This is a genomic window from Lacrimispora sanguinis (assembly GCF_044987295.1).
Taxonomy (GTDB): domain Bacteria; phylum Bacillota; class Clostridia; order Lachnospirales; family Lachnospiraceae; genus Lacrimispora; species Lacrimispora celerecrescens_B.
Genome location: NZ_CP173277.1, coordinates 5335747 through 5360202, shown reverse-complemented (window position 1 = coordinate 5360202; position 24456 = coordinate 5335747). Strand labels below are relative to the sequence as shown.

Sequence of the window (24456 nt, the reverse complement as noted above, 5' to 3'; positions counted from 1 at the left end):
CTTTTATCTCCTATCTATTCATTGCTTCCATTTGGTATCCATTTAGCCTTTATGCTGTAAACACAGTCCATCAGCATCGTTGTAATCCATGTTATAGGATAACACCACATCACCGCTCCAAAACTGGGGAAAAATGGCACCAGCAGATTAATGTATATCATACGCAGTACACACATGTTTCCCACGCCGATCAGCATGGAAACCATTGTCCGTCCGCTGCCCCGGATGCTGCCCATTAAAATCTGGTGAATGGCTATGGTCCAGTAAAAGGGAAGCAGAATCAGCATGGTGGAATACCCATAGGCAATCACTTCTTCATCCGGTGAAAAGATTTTAAGGATATGTTCTGCATTAAAATACAAAATTACGGAAATGAATGCCGTATACGCCATACTTATGGCAATACCCTGAATTACCCCCTGCTTTACCCGTTTTGATTTTTTGGCTCCGATATTCTGTCCGGTAAAGGTGGTAGCCGCCATACAGAAGCTTTGAAGGGGAAGCATGGCAAATCCGTCAATCTTACTGTAAGCGCCGAATCCAGCCATAGTGGCAGAGCCAAAGCTATTGACATTCGCCTGAACTATGACATTGGACAGGGAAATAATAGACTGCTGGATGCCGCTTGGGATGCCAAGCTTTAAGATACGCACCATCATCCTTTTGTCTATCCTGATTTTCCTCGGAACCAGCTGATAGATATCGTCTGTTCGAATCAATGCCCATACGACCAGGATAGAAGATACTGCCTGAGCAATAACGGTTGCATATCCAACTCCTGCCGTTCCCATGCCAAAGACCACTACAAAAACCAGATCCAGGACGATATTTATCACAGAAGACACGCAAAGATAATAAAGAGGCCTTTTGGAATCTCCCACCGCCCTTAATATTCCCGCTCCCATATTATATACAAGATTAAACAGAGAACCGCAGAAAAATATTCTTAAATACGCTACAGAACTGGGCATGACCTTTTCAGGCGTTCCCATCCAGTTTAAAATAAAAGGGGACATAAGCACCCCTAAAACGATCAGGATCAGGCCTCCGATCAGGCTTAATGCCATGCTGGTGTGAACCGCCCAGTGAAGTTTCTTTTCATCCCTTGCCCCATAATACTGGGATATTATGACTCCTGCACCTGTACCAATTCCCATAAACATGCCAATGATTAAATTGATTAAAGAGTTGCTTGAGCCTACGGCAGCCAGGGCATCGCTTCCGATAAAATTGCCGACCACCACAGAGTCCACGGTATTATAAAGCTGCTGAAATAAGTTTCCGGCCAGAAGAGGCACAGAAAAAGCAAGGAGCTGTTTCCAGATTTCACCTTCCGTCATGATGATCTGGTTTGTACTTTGCTTTTTTTTCACAAATATCCTCCCTTCTTTTCCCAATTCCCCAATGAGTATTAGTATACATCCATTTTTATAAATTGGGAAGCCGGATAATTTGAGGTTTACTTTTCAGGTGGTTTCGTGTACAATCATTTTATATCCTACTAAACAGATAAGAATAATTAGGAAGGAGATTTTTAACCATGAAATTTTCTACCAAAGGACGTTATGCCCTACGTATGATGCTTGAATTTGCACTTCATCCGGGCGAGTGCACAAAAATCAATCAGGTGGCAGAACGCCAGGAAATTTCGGATAAATATCTGGAACAGATTGTTACCATTTTAAGCAGGGCTGGATACGTAAAAAGCAGAAGAGGCGCTCAGGGCGGTTATTATTTGACAAAGGATCCTTCGGAGTATACCGTTGGAATGATCCTGCGTCTTGCAGAGGGAAGTCTGGTTCCCGTAACATGTTTGGAAGAAGAAGTAAACCCATGCAGCCGTTCCAATAATTGTGCCACACTCCTTGTATGGAAGAAGCTTGATCATGCGATCTCCGATGTGGTGGACGGCATTACCCTGGCAGATCTGGTAGAAGAGCAAAAAAGGCTGGATGGCCAGGCCAACTATTACGAAATCTAAACAATGGCATATAAAAGTTCGTGTTCCCCCAAGGCAATGGAGAACACGAACTTTTTAAATTTGCAGCACAGTCCCATCGAATATATCACGGAAAGCGGAACCATTTTCAAGAAACAGATCTACCAGGAAAGGATCAAAATGGCTGCCTCTCCCCTGGGTAATGATCTCTAAACTCTTCTCATGGGAATAACTCTCTTTATACACGCGTTTTGAGCGCAGTGCATCATACACATCCGCCAAAGCCATGATGCGTGCTGATATTGGAATTTCCTCTCCTTTTAGCCCTTTTGGGTATCCGCTCCCATCCCACTTTTCATGATGACAAAGCGTAATTTCCATCCCAACTTTGATAAATGCGCTTCCTGTATCCTTCTTTTCTACGCTGGCCAGGGTCTCATACCCAATGGTAGCATGAGTTTTCATGATTTCAAATTCCTCAGGTGTCAATTTGCCGGGTTTTAACAGGACCGCATCCGGAATCCCAACCTTTCCAATATCATGCAAAGGGCTGGCCTGGGTGATGCTGTCAATAAAGGACCAGTCTATTTCTCCCTGATGAGCCCCCATTTCCCAAAGTTTTTCCGAAAGGAGGCGGCAATATTGCGACGTTCTGACAATATGCTCCCCTGTCTCATCATCTCTGGACTCCGAAAGCTTCACCAGTGCATAGATCGTGGCCATCTGAGAAGCAGATACTTCCGCCACCTTTTTCCGGACCAGATCTTCCAAATGATGATTATATTCCTCCAGCTTTTCCTCAATTGCTTTCGTACTGGTGATATCCTGGATTGTACCATGGACTTTGGTAAGCACTCCACTAGAATCCTTTGATCCCACAAACCGTAGCTGAACCCACTTGATCCGTTTTCCCTCCACCAGCAGCCGGTACCGGTACTCATTGGGCACCATTCCGTTTTGCATATCATAATAAATTTGGTTCACCAGCTTTTTATCATCGGGATAAACCTTTTGGAAATAAATCATAAGATCCGGCTCTACAGACTGGTCTATTTCCAATATTCTGTACATGGTGTCCGACCACCATAGCTGCTTAGTACAAAGATTCAGCTCCCAGTTTCCTATTAATGCTATCTCCTGGGCTTCCCGGCGGGAGGCGTCACTTTTCTCCAATTCTCTGCTCTTTGTTTCCAGCTGTTTTGAAATGTCTACAAACCGTTCTATAATCTCCGAGACCAGCTCGGTATAAATCTGGTTATCCGCCTGTTTTACAAAATGATCAAGCATGGCTTTTACATATTCATCCGAACGCGTTCGTTCCATTACAATTTTTTGTCCCAGCTGGATCTCATCAGCCCGCCTCAATGTGCTTCCTCTTTCAGAAAAAAGTCGATCCCCACATTGGTCAATTCTTTCAGCTGTCTGATTGCAGCTTCCTGTGCCGCAGGAGTATCGAGGAGGCTGCCATGCTGAGGTGCGATCAGGGATATATCCAGTTCCTCGATTCTCAAAAGAGCATACTGCAGTGCTTTTTTCGATGGCATATTTCGCTGATGAAAATTTATGATGCCCTTTATCTGGCATACTCTTTGGGTGATAGGACAGATTTTCTGAGGGGTACAGTCTCTGCATTCCGCACCAATCCGTGTATATAAGTCCCAGTTGTGATCATAGCTTCCGAAAATATCGCTGCTGAATAATGTTTTTGTTTTCACATCATAAGTAATGAAGCTGCCCGGCGAGTGGGAATACGGTGTCCTTATAAATTCCAGACGCCTGCCGCTTGCAAATTCAAAATGAAACCCCAATTCTTCTATGCACTGCTTCGGCGTGTTCATGGAATAATAATTGATGAAAATATTATTTTCACGATGAGATATGATTTTTAAATCTTCGCTGTTAATGAGCGTTTCTATATGAGGAATGTTCCCGCATAAATCCGGATCATAGTGCTGGTAAATCAGCCGGCTGATCTTACCCGGACTGATCCCAGTACGCATAACTTTCAACATAACGGTACTGAAATCATCCCGGCTGCCGCTGTCGATGAGCACCGCCTCATCACCGTCTACGATTAAATAGGGATTACAGTGAAGACCTGCACTTTCATCAAAAAAACCAACCCAGTAAACTCCTTCAGCAATTTCTACATACTCTTTATAATTCAAATCCTGCTTATCCATCTGTATTGTCCTCTATTATGTAATTGGATGCGTTGATACATGGCATATGAAATCCGCCATGAAAATATTGCATGATATGACATAATATACCATATTTATTTTTACAAGTCTATTTTTTTCCCTGCCATTCAAAATAATCTGATATGATCTCATGAGGCAAGATAACAGCACAGAGGCCCGCAGGTTTGGGCCTGCGGGCCTCTGTGCTGTCATACGGATGGCATTTGCCTTTTAGAAGAATTTAGCCACATAGCCCTGGATAAAGATCACCAGAACAATCACAGGAAGAACAAATGTCACATAAGCTCTTGCCCATTTGGGGAACCTGATTCCCTTTCCTTCATTGGCTTCCTTCATGAATTTTTCATATCCCCAGCCATATTTTGAGGTGCAGAAGGCCAGATAGATCAGGCTTCCCAAGGGAAGCAGGTTATTACTGATAATAAAATCTTCTAAGTCCAGCACATTGCTTCCTTCGCCAAAGGGCATAAAACCGTTCCACACATTAAATCCCAGCACGCAGGGCAGGGACAAAAGGATAATGGCAGCCGCATTGACCCATACCGCTTTTTTTATAGAGCATCCGGTTAAATCTGTTGCAAAAGAAACGATATTCTGGAAAACTGCAATTACCGTGGAAATAGCTGCAAATGACATAAATAGGAAAAATAGGGTTCCTAACAGCCTTCCGCCTGCCATGTTGTTGAATACGTTAGGCAGGGTCACAAAAATAAGCTTTGGCCCCTGGCCTGGCTCGATCTGGAAAGCAAAGCATGCAGGGAAAATAATAAGTCCCGCCATAAAAGCTACAAAGGTATCCAAAACCGCCACACTGATGGCTTCTCCGGCCAGCCTGTGCTCCTTGCCGATGTAGCTTCCAAAAATGGCAAGCGCCCCGATTCCAATGCTTAAGGTAAAGAAGGCCTGTCCCATGGCGGCAAATATGACTTCGCCGATCCCCGCTTCCCTGATCTTGCTAAAATCAGGCTTTAAATAAAATTCCAGCCCTGCCCTGCTGTTTTCCATAAACACCGAATGAACAGCCAGTATGGCCATTAGACCCAAAAGGCATAACATCATCCATTTTGTGATCTTCTCAACACCGCCTTGAAGCCCTCTGGCACAAACAGAAAAGCAGCCTATCACTATGATGATCATAAATATTCCCATAATAACAGGATTAGCCAGCATGTTTCCAAACTCCCCGGCTACTCCTTCCGCATCAAGACCTGCAAAATCTCCTTTTGCCATCTTAAAAAAATATAAAACCATCCAACCGGAAACTGTGGTATAAAACATCATCAGAATGTAATTTCCCGCCATTCCCAAGTACTTGGCATAATGCCATTTGCTTCCCTTTGGCTCCAGAACATCATAGGATAACGCAATGCTCTTCTGGCTGGCACGTCCAACGGCAAATTCCATTACCACAATCGGCAGCCCCAAAATAAGTAGGAACACCGCATAAATCAATACGAAAGCCGCTCCTCCGTACTGCCCCACAATATAAGGAAAACGCCAGACGTTTCCAAGGCCAATGGCACATCCCGCTGAGATCAGGATAAATCCCAGACGTGATGAAAATTTTTCTCTACCCATCTTTCTAAGCTCCTCTTCAGTCATATTTTATCCGCCATCTTTCCAAACGAGGCCGTTATTCTTATATACCCTCAGCCCCTCTTCTGCTTGAAATGACAAAAGATTCCATGCCATTATAGCATAGAATCTTTTGACTGACTACCTTATCTTAATGATGGACTGGCGGAAGAAGGGATCTCTTTTAGCAGATCGTGCTTTCCGCAAATTTCCTGATTTCAGAGGCATTTGTGATCTTCTGGATCTGATCGTTCTTTATAACCACAAGAGTAGGGGCCTGCATAATCCCAAACCTTGTGGCAAGCTCTACATTCTCCTCTGCATCTACTACTTCATAATCCATGTTTTGTAAAAACTGCTTTGCCATCCGGCAATTCGGGCAGGTCTTAGTCGTAAAGAGATAAGTCCCTGCCGCGATCTCCGCCTTATTCACCGGTGCCTTATCCCGATTTTCCATAGCAGCTCCTTTTTTCAGTACGGAGCGGACAGGATCGTATGTTGTCCGGTTCTTGTATTCCTGGGTTTTTCCTTCATTCCAGTTCTGCACCGGCCGGTAGTATCCGGTGATCCGGCTGTATATCTCAGCCTTCTTTCCGCAAATCGGGCATACATTGTGTTCGCCGGAGAGATATCCGTGCTCCGCACAAATGGAATAGGTTGGTGACAATGTATAATAAGGCAGCTTGTAATTCTCTGCAATGGTGTGCACCAGCTTTGCCGCAGCTTCCCAGTCAGGAAGCTTCTCTCCCAGAAATGCATGGAATACGGTTCCTGAGGTATAGAGAGTCTGCAGTTCATCCTGAATATCAAGGGCGTCAAAAATATCTGCCGTATAATCCACAGGAAGGTGGGAGCTATTGGTATAATAAGGGGTATCTCCCGGGTTTCCAGCTGTTATGATATCTGGATAATGCTTCTTATCATGTTTTGCCAGACGATATGTGGTGGACTCTGCCGGAGTTGCCTCCAGATTGTATAAGTCTCCGTAGGTTTCCTGGTAATCCGACAGCCTTTCCCGCATGTGATTTAACACATCCTTTGTAAACTGTCTGGTTTTTTCATTTGTCATATCCTGACCCAGCCACTTGGCGTTTAAGCCAACTTCGTTCATACCGATCAGGCCAATGGTGGAGAAATGATTTTCAAAACTGCCCAGATAACGTTTCGTATAAGGATAGAGTCCCTGATTCAAAAGTTTTGTTATGACTTCCCGCTTGGTTTTTAATGACCGGGCAGAAAGATCCATCATATGATCCAGGCGTTTGTAAAAATCAGCTTCATTCTGGGAAAGATAAGCAATTCTTGGCATGTTGATGGTTACAACGCCCACAGAACCGGTGCTTTCGCCGGAACCAAAGAATCCGCCGGTTTTTCTTCTAAGCTCTCTTAAATCCAGGCGCAGACGGCAGCACATACTCCTGACATCGCTAGGTTCCATATCGCTGTTAATATAATTTGAAAAGTAAGGGGTTCCGTATTTGGAGGTCATCTCAAACAGCAGACGGTTATTCTCGGTATTGGACCAGTCAAAATCCCTGGTAATGGAGTAAGTAGGGATGGGATACTGGAAGCCTCGCCCATTGGCATCTCCCTCTATCATGGTTTCAATAAAGGCCTTATTGATCATATCCATCTCAGCCTTACAGTCTTTATACTTAAAGTCCGCTTCTTCTCCGCCAATGATCGCGTTAAGCTCTGCCATATCAGCAGGAACGGTCCAGTCCAGAGTAATATTGGAGAAGGGAGCCTGAGTACCCCAGCGGCTTGGCGTATTCACGCCATAGATAAAGGATTCAATGCATTTCTTCACTTCCCGGTAGCATAAATGATCCGCCTTTACAAAAGGTGCCAGATATGTATCAAAGGAAGAAAATGCCTGGGCTCCTGCCCATTCATTCTGCATGATTCCCAGGAAATTGACCATTTGGTTGCAAAGTACGGATAAATGCTTTGCAGGGGAGGAAGTAATCTTTCCCGGTATTCCGCCAAGTCCTTCAAGAAGAAGCTGCTTTAACGACCAGCCGGCGCAGTACCCGGTGAGCATGGATAAATCATGAATATGGACATCCGCATTCCTGTGCGCATTAGCGATCTCCTGGTCATAAATTTCAGACAGCCAGTAATTCGCCGTAACCGCACCGGAGTTGCTTAATATCAGCCCTCCAACGGAATAGGTAACAGTGGAATTTTCCTTGACACGCCAATCCTCTACCTTTACGTAGCTGTTTACCACAGCCTTGTAATCCAGAATGGTATCCTTCATATTCCTTATCTTTTCTCTCTGTTTCCTGTATAAAATATAAGCCTTCGCCACATCGGTATATCCCGCCTGCTCAAGAACATGTTCCACACTGTCTTGAATCTGTTCCACTGCAATCTGGCCGCCTGACATCTTTCCCTGAAAATCAGCGGTCACTCGAAGAGACAGCAGTTCCAGTATTTCATTGTTATACTCTTTCTGAGTGGCTTTAAATGCTTTTTTAATCGCTTCCGTGATTTTATTCAGACTGAATTCAGCACTTTCCCCATCTCTCTTTACCACCTGGATCATAAAACTAAACTCCTTTCCTCTGCAAAACCCCTTATGTTCCTATTTTTATCATTTAGTACATTATGAAAACAAGGTTTCATAATCGAATGGACGGCAATAAAAAAACCGCCTTTTATCAGTAATCCCAAAGCGATTTCCGATAAGTAATATTATACCAGAAGAAAAGAAAAAACACAATATGTGGATTAGTTTTTTAACACCAATCCACATATTGTGTTTTTTATTCATTAAAAGCATCGGCATTGTCTGCCAGAGAGGCAAACAGCTCCGATGGAACATAGGCGTTCACCAAAATTCCGTCTTCCTGATACTCTTCCTTTAGCAGCTGTCCGTATTTACGGATCAGCTGGATTTTCCCTGCTTCCTTATAGGAATAAACCTTTTCTAAATATACCTTCTGGTTTCTAAGAATGGTTTCTAAAAGATTTGAAAGTTCATCAAGGCCTTCTCCGGTTTTTGCAGAGATCCTCACCTGATGGTCGGAAGAAACATCCCTTAGGATCACGTCGCTTTCTGCCGCATCGATCTTATTGAACACCGTAACCATCACTTTATCGCAAACCCCAAGCTCCCTTAACGTCTCATATACAACATACATCTGCATATCCATCTGAGGATTGGAGCAGTCCACCACATGAAGGATGATATCGCTGTACTTGGCTTCCTCCAAGGTACTCTTAAAAGCTTCAATCAAATGATGGGGAAGCTTTCTGATAAATCCTACCGTATCCGTTAAAAGGATCTGCTGACCGCCTGGAAGGCTTAAATTCCTGGTGGTTGGATCTAAGGTAGCAAATAGTTTATCCTCAGCCAGTATCCCGGCATCTGTAAGCCTGTTTAACAGAGTGGATTTCCCAGCATTGGTATAGCCTACAATGGCGGCGGTGGGAACATGGTTTTTATCCCTCTGCTGCCTGACAACTTCTCTGTGACGCTTCACATCCTCTAAATCGGCCTTTAACATTCCGATCCTGTCATGGATCAGACGACGGTCCATCTCCAGCTTTTTCTCTCCGGGTCCGCGGGTACCGATTCCTCCTCCCAGACGGGACAGGGAGCTTCTAAGCCCTACCAGACGGGCCGACCGATACTTTAGCTGAGCCAGTTCCACCTGGATTTTTCCTTCCCTGGTGGTGGCTCTGGACGCAAAAATATCCAGGATCACCATAGTCCGGTCCATAATCTTTGTATCCAGGGCTTCTTCCAAATTGCGCAACTGGGCCGGTGACAGTTCATCATCGCAGACAATACCGGTTGCATCAAGCTCCCAGATACGGTCCTTTATTTCTTCAATCTTTCCTTTTCCCAGATAAGTCCCCGGATGGATCCGCTCCCGGTTCTGGATTATTTTATCCACAGTAACGGCTCCTGCCGTTTTTACCAGTTCTTCCAGCTCGTCTAAGGATGCCCGTGTATCTTTCTCATCCTCGGTACTGACTGCCACCAGAATTACCCGTTCTTCTATTTCCTTTAACTCAATCAGCTCTGCCATCAATTGCTCCAACCTATCTTGTCTTTAAAAATGTGATCTCCCGTTCCGCTTCCTCATCAGAGCCGTGTACGGAGACATACTGCTGCATTAAATCCAAGGCTGTTTTAAATTCCCCTTTACGTTCCTCAGCAACAGCCTGATTAAACAAAAGTTCCGGAACCTCTGAACTGTCGGTTGTTAAAAGGCCCTTCTTAAAATATTCGGCCGCTCCATCCCAGTCTTCCACGGCCATCTTACATAAGCCCATCCGGTTATAAAGCTGTGCGCTTTCTTCCCCGTCACTTAGGGCTTCCTCATAGAGACTCATGGCATCAGAAGCCGCCCCATCCTTTTCCATGGCTGCTCCTGCGGCCAGCAGGGCTTTCATCCTGCCCGGTGCCTTCTTTTCTTTATCCAGTTCAGCGCTTCGCTTGTAATCCTCTATGGCACCGTTTAAATCTCCGGCCCCAGCTCTTGAAACAGAACGTAAATTTAAATATTCCGGCCGCTCCTCATCCACCTTTATAAGGATCCCATAAGTATCTGCAGCGGAAGAATAGTCCCCAGCAAGGTATTCAGCTTCTGCCCGGTACTTTAACACATCCACATCAAACTTACCTACTAATCCTTTGGATAATTTGATGGCCTGATCAAAGGCTTCCACGGCATTGTCATAATTGCCCTGCTTAAGAGCCTCAATTCCAGCGGTCCGGAAAGAATATTTGTAATCCTTTTTCCCGCAGCCGCCTGCTGCTATGGTAACTGTCAGTGCCAGTCCAAGGACGGCAGCCGTATATCCTGTCTTTCTTCTCATGCTATTATCTCCAAATAAAGAAGTTCGATTCGCCACTATCTCACCAATATCATTGTTTTCCTGTGCTTCCATGACCGCCACGGTCCTCATGCCCCAGAAGTTCCACTTCTTCTAAGCATAAAGCAGGCTGATGTTCCATGATGCGGAACTGGCAGATACGGTCATTCACATGGATTACCGTATCACGCAGCGCATAAGCAGGGAAAAACCATTGGTCATTATCTCCGCAGTATGTTTCATCGATGATCCCCATGCTGTTGGTCTGGATCACGCCGTAATTCTTAAATGTACTGCTCCTTGGAACTACATGGGCTTCATATCCAGCCGGCAGTTCCATGGCGATCCCCAGAGGGATCAGTTTAAACTCGCCGGCCTTCATCTCCACTTCCTGTGCTGCCCGAAGATCAATCCAGTCAGATTTGCCGTCAATGTAGCGTAAGCGTTCTATTTTATCAGTAAAGTATTTAATTTTTATAGTTTGTGTCATATATCCTCCTAATGTCAGTCATCTTTTTTATCTTCTGCCGGAATCAGATCACCGCTTTCAGATAGCTCCTCTTCCACTTCCAACCGTATCTCAGCTGTCACAACCGGATCGGCAACCGGAAGATTCTGGGTCGATCCGATGCCAAATCTTCTTAAAAATTCCTCTGTGGTGGCAAATAGTGCCGGCCGACCTGGAGCATCCACGCGGCCCACTTCATATACCAGGTTGTATTCCACCAGTTTATTGACCGCATGATCTGATTTGACGCCCCTGATTTTCTCTATTTCAAGCTTTGTCACAGGCTGCTTATAAGCGATGATGGACAAGGTCTCTAAAACCACATCCGTAAGAACCTGTTTTTTCGGCGCAGATGCCACACGGATTAAGTTCTCGTAATATTCAGACCGCGTGCACATCTGATAGCTGTTTTCCAGTTCAAGGATCTGCATCCCTCTTTTTCCCGTATCATAGCGCTTCATCAGGCGGAGAACCGCATCCTTTGCCGTGGCCTCATCCTGGTCGATCGCTGCAGCAAGGGCCTTAAGTTCAACGGAATTCCCCATGGTAAAGAGAACCGCCTCGATCACGGCTTCCCACAACTTTTCTTCTTTTGTGCTCTTTTTCGGCCCATCGGGCAAAAGAGTTTCCTTATCCATCGGTTCCATCGATTTCCTCTCCCTTAATTCCTTCCCCTTCATCCTGCAGTTCCGACAAATCCAGTTCCCCGTCTTCTCCTTCCGGTTCCAGGGTTTCAATGAACATGTCATCAAACAAATGCTCCTGGGTCAGCCTGATCTTGCCGATCTTCATGAGCTCCAGAAGCGCTAAAAATGTCACAACAACCAGGGTCCGGTCCGGCTGCTGCTCAAGCAGCCCGCGGAAAGAAAATTTCCGATGCTCTCTGGCATAATCCATGACCGATTTTATCTTGTCCTCCAGGCTTATGGATTCCCTCCGGATATTGCCAAACCGGCTTCGGATAGGATCCACACGGTCTGACTTACGTTTCGTGACCGCCCGGAAAATCTCCTGAAGCTTCGCCAGGGTAAGCCCGTCAAGGAGCTTGTCCAAATCCACCGGCGGTTCGTACTTTGCCACCTCAGGCGGAACGGAGGGAGGTTTGTATAACAGACGTTCAGCCCCCACTTCCCGGTCCTTAAGCTCCAGAGACATATATTTATAATATTTGTATTCCAAAAGACGTGCCACAAGCTCGGCCCTGGGATCCTCTTCCTCGCCTTCCTCATTGGTCTCCCTGGGAAGCAGCATGCGTGCCTTTATATCAATGAGGGTCGCAGCCATGACAAGAAATTCGCTGACAATGTTTAAATCCTCTGTTTCCATGTGATTTACAAAGTCCAGATACTGCTCTGTGATCGTCGCGATGGGAATATCATAGATATTCACCTTATTCTTCTCGATCAGATGAAGCAGCAAATCCAGCGGCCCCTCGAAATTATCCAGTTTATAAGAGATTCCCATAAAATCCTCCAAGGCAGAATAAGACATGCCTTTGATCAGTATATCAAATCCTTCTTCATCTGTAAATATATGGAAGGCCCAAAATCATGATTTCATTTTTAAATCCACCACTACCACTTGAGGTTTGTTGTTCAAACGGATATTGATGGAATGGGTTCCCAGCCCCCTGCTCACGATCATATGCTTCCCATCTTCCTTAAATTCACCGGCACAGTATGGAAGGAAAAATTGGTATTGAGGCGTCATGACCCCTCCTAAGTATGGGAGCCTTATGGTTCCCCCGTGAAAGTGGCCGGACAAAGTCAAATCTGCTCCCCAGCTTCTGCATGAGGAAAAATAAAGGGGAGAATGGCACAGCAGAATCTGAAACCGTTCCTTCGATGCCTTCCCCACCTTTTGTTCCATCTCTTCCTCTTTTAAACGATCCGGACGGAACTTCCGGTAAGCCCCTGGTTCCAGATCAATCCCGGTAACAGCAATATCTTCTCCATACCATTCCGTCCTGCTGTCAAGTATTCTGATTCCAAGTTTTTTCAAACTGTGCATATAAGTTTCATATGAGTCTCCGTACACCTGAGGTTCCCAAAGCAGACGGTTCTCATGGTTGCCATTGCCGCAAAAGACAGGATATTTGCCTGCCAGCTTTCCCATAAGCTCCAAGGAAGCGGCCATATCCGCTTTCCCCTTGCTGACGATCATATCGCCGCCTATGAGCACAAGATCAGGAGCCGCCTCATCCACAGCGGCCAGAAGCCTTTCGTTACCGTCACCAAACCGGTGTTCGTGAAGGTCGGAAAGGAACACAATGGTACGATCCGCTTTTATCTTAGCGCTTTCCAAAACAGTTCTCTCTACAACAAGCTGTTCTTTTTCATACTCCGAACGCAAATATAAGCCTGCGCCCACTGCGGCGCAAAGAGCTACGGCAGCAAACCCCATCAGATTTTTCCTCTTCTTCCTTCATTCTTTTTCTTGCTTTCTGTTCATCATACAATGAAGGACCTGTCTGCGTCAAGTCTAAGAAGACCAGTTGCCCATCAGATATTCTATGATGAGATTGGGTACGATTATCATAAGCCCAATGCCAATACTCATGGCTATGGTACCGTATAAATATTCCTGATAGCCTGGAGTTCCCGGAGCCGGCGGGACTGTAAATGCAATGCGGTAGATGGATTTGTAGAGAGCAAAAAAACAGATAAGATAAAATATTACGTTAAATATATTCTTTTTCATTGATGTAATCCTCCTTTTCCATAATATAAACCACTTATGGATAATATGCAATACTGGATAATCACGGTTTAATTAAGGGCAGAGGTGATAAATCATGATCGTTTATGACAGACTATGGGAAACCATGAAAAAGAAAAACATCAGCCAGTATCATCTGATAAAGTACTGCAAGGTCAGTGCCGGGCAAATCGGGCGGCTTAAAAAAAATAACTTCGTTTCCACTCATACCATTGATATGCTCTGCAGGATTCTGGACTGCAATGTAGAAGAAATCATGGAATACCGGGTAGATGTAAGTGAGGCTGCCCCGAAGTCAGAATGCAAAACGAAAACAGAACAGGACAATGCTCCTTCAGAGGATTTGGCATAGAAAAAGAGCCTATAGGCTCTTTTTCTATGCCAAAAACATCCAGTTCCTACCGGATCCAGGCACCGGAAGAATCCAAACGGTATCCATCGGGCGTGGTGGTATCCTTAAGCATGGCTCCACTTGATCCCAGATAAAACCATTTTCCATTGCTCTCAACCCAGCGGCTGGCCGCCATGTAAGAATCTGCGTCAAACCAGTAATACACTCCGCCTATATTCTGCCACTCGTTGCTGGCCTTATTTCCATCCTGCTTTCTGTAATACCATTTAGCCCCTTCCTGGACCCAGCCCTTGGAAGAAGCCTGTACTGTCCCGCCGGCTGCCTTTAAGGCAAATCCATAATCAAGCAAAGACTTCGTATCCTCATAATGAGTGGATTTACTCTTCATAATAACTGCAATCAGCCTGACTCCGTTCTGTTCCACACAGGTGACCAGCGTATTACCGGCTAAAGAAGTAAAGCCTGTCTTTCCGCCTATCACTCCCGGATAATATCTGGAATCTCCCGGATTAAGCATCTTATGTCCCATGGTCACCGTTCTGGCCGAAGCCTTCTTAGTGGCCGGTATCTGGTAGCTTAAGGTAGAGGATACCTTTTTTACCGTGTCATTCTGATAAGCTGCCCTGGCAATGAGTGCCATGTCATGAGGCGTGGTATAATGGCTGGTGCTGTTAAGTCCGTTGGGGTTGACAAAATTGGTTCCAGTACAACCAAGCTCCTTTGCCCGGGCATTCATCAGGGCAGAAAAAGCGCTGACACTTCCTGAAACATGCTCTGCCAGACCATTGGCTACTTCATTGGCTGACTTTAGCATGAGTCCGTAAAGACTCTGCTCTACCGTCAGCTTGTCCCCTTCCGTAAGGCCCAGAGTTACTGCACCTGATTCCAGGTTTGTGGTGGCCGCCTTTGAGAAAGTCACCGTTTCTGACAAACTGCATTTTTCTGCAACAAGAAGAGCGGTCATAAGCTTTGTAATGCTGGCAGGATAATATCTTGTTTCCCCATTCTTTGAAAAAAGCAATGTTCCCGTAGACGCATCCATAAGGACCGCACCTTCCGATTGAATTACCGGCTGTTTTATGTCCGCAGGTAATGTTCCTCCGGCATTGGGGAGGTCTCCCGTCTGAGTGCTTCCCGCACCGGTACCCGCACCGACCCCGGGTCCAATCTCACCGGCCGTGCCTCCCGACGGCCCGCTTCCCGTCCCTGTCTGCCCTGTAGCTCCCGGAAACGGCTGTATTAGGGGCATCTCCCCGTACGATGGTATTGACGCAAGAATGCTGATACTGATTACCAGGCTCCATAGCCTGCATGATTTTTTCGCCATATTCTGTTATCTCCTGTATATTTCCGCATGCAAGTATAATTTCTTACAACAGTATAGCATAAAATCCATAATTTTCCGATTAAAATTTTCTTACAATCATTTAAAAACACCGCCTTACTCAGGCGGTGTAATCTTCTAAAAAATCTGATCGTTATATTCTTTTTCCAATTCTTCCAACCGGTCCATTGCCACGTTTAGAATCTCAGCATGGTCAAATGCCAGCTTTTCCTGATCCAGCACATCAATGGCCGGCAAAAGATCGATCTCGGTTTCCTTTTTCCACATCATGCCCTGACGCTCATAGGTCTCGGTAATTCGATAGCTCATAAAAATATGATCTTCTTCATTTTCAATAGTAAGCGCATAAGTGGCTCCATTCTCCAGTTCAGAAAGCTTCTTTTTCTTTACCTGGAACCAACAGGCCTCCTCGGCATCATCTCCGGCCTTTGGAGTCAGCTGATCCTTAGGCACTGCGGCCATGTAGGATACTGAAATGACTCTTGTTCTGGGATCACGTTTCACGTTCCCCCATGTATAGAGCTGTTCCAGACAAACGCCTTTTAACCCAGTCTCTTCCTCGAGCTCTCTGGCTGCCGCGGTCTCCAGGGATTCATCCACATTTACAAAACCTCCCGGAATCGCCCACTGCCCGATGCATGGATGGTTTTTCCGCTTAATGAGAAGAACTTCTGTTTCCATCTCCTCCTCATCCACCGCAAAAATCAGCATATCCACGGTCACCGACGGGCGTTCATAATTCCCCGGTCGATACTGCAAAAGAAACTCTTTTTCCGTTAATCCCTCTTCATTCCTTCGTTCCATTCTGCCCTTCTTCCTACCAATATCTTAGAAAATCACGGACTGAAGCGCCCCTAAAACTCCTGCACTGGCAAGGCCCATAATAGCCCCTGCCACCAGGACGCCTCCCATCACGGCTAAAATACTGGATTTAAAATCAATATCAAGCAGGCTGGCTGCCAAAGTGCCGGTCCAGGCACCGGTTCCCGGAAGGGGAACTCCCACAAATAACAAAAGTGCAATAAACAACCCTTGTCCAGCTTTCGCCTGCAGTTTTTCGCCGCCGCGCTTTCCTTTTTCCAGGCACCAGGAAAAAAAGCCGCCGATCACTGGCTTATCTGCTCCCCATTCCAGAACCTTCCTCGCAAATAAGTATATGATAGGTACCGGAAGCATATTTCCAAGAATCGCAACGATATAGGACGGAAAAAGTGGAAGTCCCATCACTGTTGCATATGGAATTGCACCGCGAAGCTCTATCAGCGGAACCATGGAGATAAAGAAAACGGTCATATATTTTTGTAACATATTCCATTCCTTTCGTGTAAAAGTCTGCCTTTATACTATACACAAAGTTTGACCGTCTATCAACCATTTTATAAAAAGATTATATTTTCCATAAGGCGCCGGAATAAAGCAAAGCAGGGGATACCCCTTTCTGCATATACCACATATTATAGAAAGAAGAAAAAACGAACCTTTCGCTTAATCTTCTCTGAAATAAATATTAACATTTGTAAAATACTATTGTACTGTCAAAACGAGTATGATATAATCCTCCAAAGTTGATAATCATAATACCAACCGCCAGAATGGAGAAGGAAGACTTATATGAAAAATCTGCTTTACAGGTACAGGCATGTCTGGATCCTCAGTTACGCCTTTATCTATATTCCGTGGTTTATTCACCTGGAAAAAACGGTGACAAACCACTACTATATCATGCATGTTGCTTTAGACGACCTGATTCCTTTTAATGAATATTTCATTATTCCATACCTTTTATGGTTTGTTTATATCGCTGCTGCTATTTTATTCTTTTTTTGTACTGATGTAAAAGATTATTACAGACTGTGTACCATGCTGTTTACAGGAATGACCATCAGTCTGGTGATCTGTACCGTGTTTCCAAACGGTACGGATTTCCGCCCTGTGATTGATCCCGGAAAAAATATCTGCTCAGATATTGTAGCGTTTCTTTATTCCACGGATACTTGTACCAATGTATTCCCCAGTATCCATGTTTATAACTCCATTTGCGTACACATTGCAGTTCTTCACAGCGAACGCTTAAGGAAATACCGGGTAGTGAGGACCGGTTCCCTGATCCTGATGATTTCAATAAGCCTTGCAACTGTTTTCTTAAAACAGCATTCCGCCTTTGACGGTCTTGGATCACTGGTTATGGCCTATGTTATGTACCACTTTGTATACTCTGAATCTTTTGTTCCCAGCAGAGAAAAAGTTTCCGAAAAAGCTATCAGTTAAAAATATATCCCCTGGCGCCTCTCATTGATTGGCCAGGGGATATTTGTTTTTACTGCCAGCGACGGCTCTAGTTAAAGCCGAAAAATTTCTGGGTCATTTTATAGATTGCAATGGGAAATTTCTTTCCGCCCTTTCCGGGGAGGTTAACCCCCTGGCCCATAAAGCCCCATCTAAGCCTTAGGAACAGAGGGAAGTTCTGCTTACGCAGATGTTGCCACAGTTCTTTTTTCTTTTCCATATTTTCATCATTATTTGACTTGATTGCAAGGATGGAGGATATGGTCATCATGATCTCCAAATACCGCACCGTGTAATGGCGCAGCTTGCGCTGCTTTATTTTCATTACATCGTAATAGCCAAGCATCAATTTTGTTACCTTGATCTGCTGGTCGATACGGCCGATCATAACCGTTTCGTTTACAGACTGGTCATCTCTTCCGATAAAGTAGCGGTAGAAATTCACATCCAAATAGTACATGGTTTTTACGTGAGGCAGCGGCTGGTATACAAATATATTATCTACGTAAAAGGTGTGTCTGGGTAGTTCCAGACCGCATTGTATCAGGAGCTCGGTTCGATATATTACCGAGTGCATGAGGATATAATGACCAAGTAAGAACACCTTGACGTCATCCCAGCTAAATATTTCATTCTTTGGAAGGGCTGTGCGGTAATTCATGACTTTTTTCCGATTTGCCCCCTGCTTCTCATAGACAAAATTGCTGATCAGCATATCCAGGGTCTTTTCCCCATAGACAAACCGCCGCAAGGTGTCCAGTATTTCCATATAAGCAGACTCGTCCACCCAGTCATCACTGTCCACTACCTTGAAATAAATTCCGGTGGCATTTTTTAAGCCGGCATTGACCGCCGCACCATGACCGCCGTTCTCCTGATGAATCGCCCGGCAGATATCCGGATAATTTCTTTCATATTCATCCGCTATTTCTGCCGTATGATCCTTGGTGGACCCGTCATCCACAATGAGAATCTCAACCTCGTCACCTCCCGGCAGAAGGGAGTCAATGCAGTGCCTCATATAGGCCTCAGAGTTGTAACATGGAATTGCCACAGATAAAAGCTTCACAAAATATCCTCCTTTAAGTTGTTTTTCTGATAAATTCGAATCGCACAAATAACAGACACTGCCGCGGATACGGCCGCCAAAACCGGCTTACGGTCTGCACGTATTAAAGTATTCAAACGCCCTGTATTCATGATGCTGAGCGATAGTAAATTGGCTGATACGTGAAATAGATAGGGGGCCAGCAAGGTCCCTGAAATCTCATACAGCCAGGCAACGGCCAGGCCGATGAGGAAGGCGTAAACTCCTTGGGGTAGATTTCCGTGGTAAAGGCCAAATAGGGCTGCTGATAGAGCTGCTGACAGCCAAAATGGGAGTTTTTCCCTCAGTGCGGCAAAACCCAGTCCCCGGAAAATGATCTCCTCTGTAAATGGAATCAACATGCCGGAAGCAAGGATCTGAAGGGGGAAGGACGCTGAGTATATGTTATTTTCTGCCTCTTTATAAGAGACGGATCGCTCAGTCAGCCTAAACGCATCCACCATGTAATTTCCGAATATGCATAATGATGCTCCGAAAATTAGGATATAGATTAGGGAGCCGTGAAGTTTAAACCTTGTTAGAGGTGGATGTCCACGGTGGTTTTGGTCTGCGGAATAGAAGTAATAGAGTATTGGGGAGACCAAAATTGCGGATAAGGCGGTGGTTTCTAAGGGTGGCAGGTTTAAGTTTAAATATATAAAAGTCGTTGTGGCCGTGTAAAAGAACATGGGGAGGATTAGATGTAGGATGGTTGATATCATAAATATGGGGGGGTCCTTTCAGTTTCTGTATGTTTTTGTTTATTATACCATGCATCCGCAGTGCATACCATGCATCCGCAGTGCAGCTTGTAAAACCGTTGGTTTTACAAGCTCACGGGCATTCGCCCTGGGAAATAAGGCAGGCAAAAAATTTCTTTTGTGCAAGCACAACGAAATTTTTTGCCTGCCTTATTTCGCACTGCTCATTGCTTTCGTGTACATTATACCATCCAATCTCAAGATATCTACCAAAATTTTCATAATTATTTCTAAAGAATCACTCCGCTCTTTCTAAAGATTACCAGCTCCTGAAATCTGTTGATTTTTTTATTGTCTGATAATATAATATCTTTATACTTTTTGACCAAACTATACGGAATTGAGAGGGAACTGATATGGTAAAAAAACGTATTGTACTGGCTTTGGGACATCATGCATTGGGTACAAATCTTCCGGAACAGAAAAAGGCGGTTGCTGAAACCTCCAAGGTAATCGCAGATTTTATTGAAGCGGGCTGGCAGGTGGCAGTTACTCACAGCAATGCTCCGCAGGTGGGTATGATCCACACTGCTATGAATGAATTCGGAAAACTTCACGACGGTTATACTTCTGCGCCCATGTCCGTATGCTCTGCCATGAGCCAGGGTTACATTGGTTATGACCTGCAAAATGGCATCCAGGCGGAATTGGCAAAGCGCGGCATTTGCAAGTCTGCAGCCACCATTTTGACTCAGATGATGGTAAATCCTTATGACGAGGCTTTTTACACCCCTATGAAGCCTGTCGGACGCTTTATGTCAGCGGAAGATGCAAAAGCGGAGGAGGAAAAGGGGAATTATGTGGAAGAAGTGCCTGGCATGGGATTTCGCAGAGTTGTGGCCTCTCCAAAACCTGTGTCCATTGTGGAAATTGATATCATAAGAGCTGTTATGGACGCAGATCAGATCGTCATCGCCTGTGGAGGCGGCGGCATACCGGTTATGGAACAGGGATACCGTTTAAAGGGCGCCAGCGCAGTCATTGAAAAGGACCGGGCTGCCGGGCTTCTGGCAAAGGAAATCGATGCGGATGTGCTCATGATCCTGACAAATGTTGACAATGTTACCCTGAATTTCGGAACGCCTGAGGAACGTCCCATCAGCCAGATGAGTCTGGAGGAGGCAGAAGGCTACATTCAGGAAGGACAGTTTGAATCAAGCTCCATGCTCCCGAAAATAGAAGCTTCCGTGGATTTTTTACGGAACGGCAGCAACCGGAAAGCTATCATCACCTCTCTCGACAAAGCGAAAGCAAGTCTGGAAGGAAAAGCAGGTACGTTAATGCAATCTTTTTGAATATGGACAGAGGTCCGTTTCATATATTGAAACAAATGTAACATAACGGAGCTTTATTCATGAAATTTTTGCAGAAATTAAAGATTGCAGAAAGAATCAGAAAGCTTTCTATCCCTCCTGAAAAAGGAAAGAAGGCAATTATGGTATTCCTGCTTTTCCTCTGCGCCTTTCTGGCCGGCCACCTTGGAGCCATGATGGTGGAACAACACAGGGCAGTGGAGACTGCTGCAGATGGAAACTGGGGGTTAAGTTTCCAGCAGGAAGGGCAGCCGCCGGTAGCCAATGCTACCATGGATTATTTAAAACAGTACGATGCCTATTACGCTGAAAAAACCCCGGATAAAGTTCTTTATCTGACCTTTGATGCCGGATACGAAAACGGAAATACCGCAGCCATACTGGATGCATTAAAGAAGCATAATGCCCCGGCTACCTTTTTTGTGGTAGGAAATTACATAGAAACCGCTCCTGAGTTAGTAAAGCGTATGGTTGCGGAAGGCCATATCGTAGGAAATCATACCTATCATCATCCGGATATGTCTAAGATTTCTTCAAAAGAAGCATTTGAAAAAGAGATTAAGGATTTAGAGAACCTTTTTGAAAAGACTACCGGACAGCCCATGAAACAGTACTACCGTCCGCCGCAGGGGAAATACAGTGAGGCCAATTTAAAAATGGCAAAGGATATTGGGTACAAAACCTTTTTCTGGAGCCTTGCCTACGTTGACTGGTATCAGGATAAGCAGCCCTCAAAGGAAGAAGCCTTTAAAAAGCTTTTGGGCAGGATCCATCCAGGCGCGGTTGTGCTCTTGCACAGCACTTCCAGCACCAATGCCCAGATCCTTGATGAGTTGTTGACGAAATGGGAGGAAATGGGATATCAGTTTAAATCTCTGGATCAGCTGGTGGCTCAATAGAAACACTGTCTTCAAAATAGTATTATAGAATAAAAGATGAGCTTTTAAATGGTTTAAACTATTCAAAGCTCATCTTTTTGTTTGCAATCTGGATGAAGCTGTTATTCCAGAAAAATATCCTCCAGCTGTTTGATGATGATGCCATTCAGTGATAAAGCAGTTTTGGCGTATTCTCTGATGGTACCGTATTCCTCAAGAATTTTATCGATGGAAGCTTCAATATACTCCGGCTTTGTATCAAAGAGGGAGAACAGGTAATCTGCCACCTGTTTATCCTTGGCCAGCTCCTGATATTTTTGATAATAGCGAACATTTTTTTCTGCTCTTGCCCTTTTAGTAAGCATATAATCATAGATTAAAATGAGCATTGGGGTCACAGAAATAAGTGGTCACACCCTCTCCCAGCTCCCGGTTGGGGCTTCTTTTTATCTCCTCTTCATTTCTGTAATCAATGATGATTTTGATTCCCAGGCTTTTATCTGTTATATCGAATAGTTGGAATCCAGGGAAATGATTCTTGATAAAAATTGTCTGGTCCTCTCTTCTTTCGGATTTGAAAAAATCTCTTCCGGACTTCCCTCTTCCACAACAATCCCTTCATCCATAAAGATCACTTTATTGGCAACATCCTGGGCAAAGGACATTTCATGGGTCACCACGATCATCGTAATTCCTCTTCCCGCCACTTTCTTAATGATATCAAGGGTTTCTCCTACCAGCTCCGGATCCAGGGCAGACGTTGGTTCGTCAAACAGAATCACTTCCGGATTTAAGACAAAGGCTCTGGCAATACCCACACGCTGCTGCCCGCCGGAAAGGTTGCAAGGATAACAATGATATTTCTCCCCCAGTCCCACCCAGTCAAGAGCTTCCTTCCCCCGTTTTATGGCTTCCGCCCTGGGAATATGCCTAGCCGTAACAAGGCCTTCTATCACATTTTCCAATGCAGTTTTATTGGCAAAAAGATTGTAATTTTGAAAAACAAAAGCCGTTTTCCTTCTGATCTCCAATATTTGCTTTTTGGTGGCTTTTTTCAAATCCACGCAGGTATCCCCAATGGCTAGCTGTCCGCTGTCCGCATTTTCCAGGAAATTAATACACCGCAGCAATGTGGTTTTTCCCGAACCGCTGGGGCCGAGGACAACAACCACCTGGCCATCCTCCACCTCCACAGAAACATCCTTTAGGACCTGCTGCTTTCCAAAGGCCTTTTTTACATTCTTTACTTCAATCATATGGATTCCTCCTAAATCTGCCTGTATGGCGCCTTAAGACCTTTGCCAGGTATTCGATCATAATGGTAAATGCCCAGTATATGACTGCGGCCGCCACATATCCTTCAAAAAAGGAATACGTCCGGGAACTTGGAATGGTGGCTCCTGCCACAATTTCAATAATACCGATGGCCATGACTACGGAGGAGGCCTTGATTAAGCCGACCACATGATTGATCAGTGTGGGGATCGCCGCCGGGATCATCTGGGGGATAATGATCCTCCTGATTGTCTGGACCTTTGTAAGACCTACGGAATATCCGGCTTCATCCTGCCCCTTGTCAATGGACAGCAGGGCTCCCCGGATGGCCTCTGATATGGAACACACCGCAGTAAGGCTCAGTGCAAAAATACCTACCCAGATATTATCTACATCAGCGGCTTTTGTTTTAATATGTAAAAATCCTGCCAGGTCATTGAATTTGAGCATGAAAACCAGGTTATATATCATCAGAGCCACCACAATGGGAACACCCTGATATACGGTGACAAAAATCCCAAGAAGCTTACAGAGAACAGGCACTTTATAGACCCTGGCCAGTGCAATTACCGTTCCCAGAGTCAGGCCAATGGCCAGCGGAATGAACACAAGCCTCAGGGTATTGGGAAAATACTTAATACCATAAAAAAAGCTTTCATAAAAATGAGCTGTATTAAAATTCATTCTACCCCTTCTCTCCCATACTCCAGTTTTGTATTCAGGTAATAAAAAAGAAGCCTGATTGTTAAACTGATAACAATATAGATGATCACCACAAACACATAGGCTTCCAGTACGTGTTTTGTGGCCGCGCCGATGGATTTGGCCCTTCCCATGATATCCGTAACACCGATGAGAAATACAAGAGAAGAATTTTGAAACAATCCCACCAGATCAGAGCCAAAGGGCGGCAGAGCAATCCTCACCATCTGGGGCAAAAGGATCCTCCGAAAGGTCTGAAGCTCCGTAAGTCCCACACTGAAGCCCGCCTCTGTCTGCCCATAGGGAATGGATGTGATTGCACCGTAAAATATAGCAGAAAGAAATGCTCCTTGATTTAAGATAAAGGTAATATAAGCAAACGTTACCGCACTGAACCCCCTGTTGATGTTGGTCCCGAAAACAGGATCAATTAGGGCCGGTATCCCGTAATAAATAATCATCAACTGTACCAGCATGGGGGTTCCTCTCATGAATGAGACATACACCTTAAAAAACGGATTCAGGACCGGTATCTTTTTAAGCTCTGCCAGAACAATGAACGCGGCAAGAAGCACTCCGAATCCGGTGGCATAAACCACAATCCGAAAGGTCACCGATAAATACGGAAGAATTTTAGGGATATTTTCAAAGAACCGCTCCCAGCCAAACAGTTTATCCAT

At 45.0% G+C, this 24456-nt stretch carries 26 protein-coding genes; 5 read left to right on the top strand and 21 right to left on the bottom strand.

Features of this window, described 5'->3' with window-relative positions:
- Window positions 1-14: 14 nt before the first annotated feature.
- Window positions 15-1373 (bottom strand): MATE family efflux transporter, encoded by a 1359-nt coding sequence (locus tag ACHZES_RS25050; RefSeq protein ID WP_395547416.1) that lies wholly within the window; start codon window positions 1371-1373, stop codon window positions 15-17.
- Window positions 1374-1540: 167 nt separating this feature from the next.
- On the opposite strand from ACHZES_RS25050, the gene ACHZES_RS25045 reads away from it, so the two are divergent.
- Window positions 1541-1981 (top strand): Rrf2 family transcriptional regulator, encoded by a 441-nt coding sequence (locus ACHZES_RS25045; protein ID WP_038280516.1) that lies wholly within the window; start codon window positions 1541-1543, stop codon window positions 1979-1981.
- A 54-nt stretch (window positions 1982-2035) separates the two neighbouring features.
- Here the strand turns inward: ACHZES_RS25045 and ACHZES_RS25040 are convergent, their stop codons facing one another.
- The 11 genes from ACHZES_RS25040 to ACHZES_RS24990 form a co-directional block, all read right to left on the bottom strand.
- Window positions 2036-3262: an HD domain-containing phosphohydrolase gene (locus tag ACHZES_RS25040; RefSeq protein ID WP_404820298.1), complete on the bottom strand. Its 1227-nt coding sequence runs from the start codon at window positions 3260-3262 to the stop codon at window positions 2036-2038.
- 38 nt (window positions 3263-3300) lie between these two features.
- Window positions 3301-4122 (bottom strand): MBL fold metallo-hydrolase, encoded by an 822-nt coding sequence (locus tag ACHZES_RS25035; RefSeq protein WP_038280513.1) that lies wholly within the window; start codon window positions 4120-4122, stop codon window positions 3301-3303.
- Window positions 4123-4353: 231 nt separating this feature from the next.
- A complete protein-coding gene (locus tag ACHZES_RS25030) occupies window positions 4354-5721 on the bottom strand; it encodes a sodium-dependent transporter (protein WP_395547418.1) in 1368 nt (455 codons plus the stop codon).
- Between the two features lie 181 nt (window positions 5722-5902).
- Window positions 5903-8269: a ribonucleoside triphosphate reductase gene (locus tag ACHZES_RS25025; RefSeq protein ID WP_395547419.1), complete on the bottom strand. Its 2367-nt coding sequence runs from the start codon at window positions 8267-8269 to the stop codon at window positions 5903-5905.
- Window positions 8270-8489: 220 nt separating this feature from the next.
- Entirely contained in the window at window positions 8490-9761 is a 1272-nt protein-coding gene (gene hflX / locus ACHZES_RS25020) for a GTPase HflX (protein ID WP_038280509.1), read from the bottom strand.
- Window positions 9762-9774: 13 nt separating this feature from the next.
- Window positions 9775-10554 (bottom strand): lipopolysaccharide assembly protein LapB, encoded by a 780-nt coding sequence (locus ACHZES_RS25015; protein ID WP_038280507.1) that lies wholly within the window; start codon window positions 10552-10554, stop codon window positions 9775-9777.
- A gap of 49 nt (window positions 10555-10603) precedes the next feature.
- On the bottom strand, window positions 10604-11041 hold the full coding sequence (locus ACHZES_RS25010; protein WP_038280506.1) for a dUTP diphosphatase: 438 nt from the start codon (window positions 11039-11041) through the stop codon (window positions 10604-10606).
- Between the two features lie 14 nt (window positions 11042-11055).
- Window positions 11056-11808: an SMC-Scp complex subunit ScpB gene (gene scpB / locus ACHZES_RS25005; protein WP_395547420.1), complete on the bottom strand. Its 753-nt coding sequence runs from the start codon at window positions 11806-11808 to the stop codon at window positions 11056-11058.
- Window positions 11690-12523 carry a ScpA family protein gene (locus ACHZES_RS25000; protein WP_038280503.1) on the bottom strand — a complete coding sequence of 278 codons (834 nt, stop codon included), beginning with the start codon at window positions 12521-12523 and terminating at the stop codon, window positions 11690-11692. The genes scpB and ACHZES_RS25000 overlap by 119 nt, the downstream gene beginning before the upstream one ends.
- A gap of 84 nt (window positions 12524-12607) precedes the next feature.
- Window positions 12608-13462 carry a metallophosphoesterase gene (locus tag ACHZES_RS24995; protein WP_395547421.1) on the bottom strand — a complete coding sequence of 285 codons (855 nt, stop codon included), beginning with the start codon at window positions 13460-13462 and terminating at the stop codon, window positions 12608-12610.
- Between the two features lie 78 nt (window positions 13463-13540).
- Complete coding sequence (locus tag ACHZES_RS24990; RefSeq protein WP_038280498.1) at window positions 13541-13759, bottom strand: hypothetical protein; 219 nt, start codon at window positions 13757-13759, stop codon at window positions 13541-13543.
- A gap of 94 nt (window positions 13760-13853) precedes the next feature.
- On the opposite strand from ACHZES_RS24990, the gene ACHZES_RS24985 reads away from it, so the two are divergent.
- Window positions 13854-14129, top strand: coding sequence for a helix-turn-helix transcriptional regulator (locus ACHZES_RS24985; protein ID WP_038280497.1), 276 nt, complete (start codon window positions 13854-13856; stop codon window positions 14127-14129).
- A gap of 46 nt (window positions 14130-14175) precedes the next feature.
- Here the strand turns inward: ACHZES_RS24985 and ACHZES_RS24980 are convergent, their stop codons facing one another.
- From ACHZES_RS24980 to ACHZES_RS24970, 3 genes are all read right to left on the bottom strand, one after another.
- Window positions 14176-15456 carry a serine hydrolase gene (locus ACHZES_RS24980; RefSeq protein ID WP_038280494.1) on the bottom strand — a complete coding sequence of 427 codons (1281 nt, stop codon included), beginning with the start codon at window positions 15454-15456 and terminating at the stop codon, window positions 14176-14178.
- A 135-nt stretch (window positions 15457-15591) separates the two neighbouring features.
- Window positions 15592-16278 (bottom strand): NUDIX hydrolase, encoded by a 687-nt coding sequence (locus tag ACHZES_RS24975; protein WP_038280492.1) that lies wholly within the window; start codon window positions 16276-16278, stop codon window positions 15592-15594.
- A 24-nt stretch (window positions 16279-16302) separates the two neighbouring features.
- Window positions 16303-16782, bottom strand: coding sequence for a small multi-drug export protein (locus ACHZES_RS24970; protein WP_038280489.1), 480 nt, complete (start codon window positions 16780-16782; stop codon window positions 16303-16305).
- A gap of 303 nt (window positions 16783-17085) precedes the next feature.
- On the opposite strand from ACHZES_RS24970, the gene ACHZES_RS24965 reads away from it, so the two are divergent.
- Complete coding sequence (locus ACHZES_RS24965) at window positions 17086-17742, top strand: phosphatase PAP2 family protein (RefSeq protein ID WP_154520954.1); 657 nt, start codon at window positions 17086-17088, stop codon at window positions 17740-17742.
- A gap of 67 nt (window positions 17743-17809) precedes the next feature.
- On the opposite strand, the gene ACHZES_RS24960 is transcribed toward ACHZES_RS24965, so the two are convergent.
- Both ACHZES_RS24960 and ACHZES_RS24955 read right to left on the bottom strand, forming a co-directional pair.
- The gene (locus ACHZES_RS24960; RefSeq protein WP_038280485.1) at window positions 17810-18829 is read right to left on the bottom strand and encodes a glycosyltransferase family 2 protein; all 1020 of its coding nucleotides are present in this window, start codon (window positions 18827-18829) and stop codon (window positions 17810-17812) included.
- Window positions 18826-19311 carry a CPBP family intramembrane glutamic endopeptidase gene (locus ACHZES_RS24955; protein ID WP_195841070.1) on the bottom strand — a complete coding sequence of 162 codons (486 nt, stop codon included), beginning with the start codon at window positions 19309-19311 and terminating at the stop codon, window positions 18826-18828. Before ACHZES_RS24955 ends, ACHZES_RS24960 begins: the two co-directional genes overlap by 4 nt.
- A gap of 653 nt (window positions 19312-19964) precedes the next feature.
- On the opposite strand from ACHZES_RS24955, the gene arcC reads away from it, so the two are divergent.
- Entirely contained in the window at window positions 19965-20903 is a 939-nt protein-coding gene (gene arcC / locus ACHZES_RS24950) for a carbamate kinase (protein ID WP_395547423.1), read from the top strand.
- 140 nt (window positions 20904-21043) lie between these two features.
- A complete protein-coding gene (pdaA, locus tag ACHZES_RS24945; RefSeq protein WP_395547691.1) occupies window positions 21044-21820 on the top strand; it encodes a delta-lactam-biosynthetic de-N-acetylase in 777 nt (258 codons plus the stop codon).
- A gap of 101 nt (window positions 21821-21921) precedes the next feature.
- Here pdaA and ACHZES_RS24940 read toward each other — a convergent pair whose 3' ends face one another.
- The 4 genes from ACHZES_RS24940 to ACHZES_RS24925 all read right to left on the bottom strand — a co-directional run bounded on the left by ACHZES_RS24940 (window position 21922) and on the right by ACHZES_RS24925 (window position 24456).
- Entirely contained in the window at window positions 21922-22188 is a 267-nt protein-coding gene (locus ACHZES_RS24940) for a tyrosine-protein phosphatase (protein ID WP_395547424.1), read from the bottom strand.
- A gap of 114 nt (window positions 22189-22302) precedes the next feature.
- Window positions 22303-23055 carry an amino acid ABC transporter ATP-binding protein gene (locus tag ACHZES_RS24935; RefSeq protein WP_395547425.1) on the bottom strand — a complete coding sequence of 251 codons (753 nt, stop codon included), beginning with the start codon at window positions 23053-23055 and terminating at the stop codon, window positions 22303-22305.
- Window positions 23048-23758 (bottom strand): amino acid ABC transporter permease, encoded by a 711-nt coding sequence (locus ACHZES_RS24930; RefSeq protein WP_395547426.1) that lies wholly within the window; start codon window positions 23756-23758, stop codon window positions 23048-23050. The genes ACHZES_RS24935 and ACHZES_RS24930 overlap by 8 nt, the downstream gene beginning before the upstream one ends.
- Entirely contained in the window at window positions 23755-24456 is a 702-nt protein-coding gene (locus tag ACHZES_RS24925) for an amino acid ABC transporter permease (protein WP_092251023.1), read from the bottom strand. The genes ACHZES_RS24930 and ACHZES_RS24925 overlap by 4 nt, the downstream gene beginning before the upstream one ends.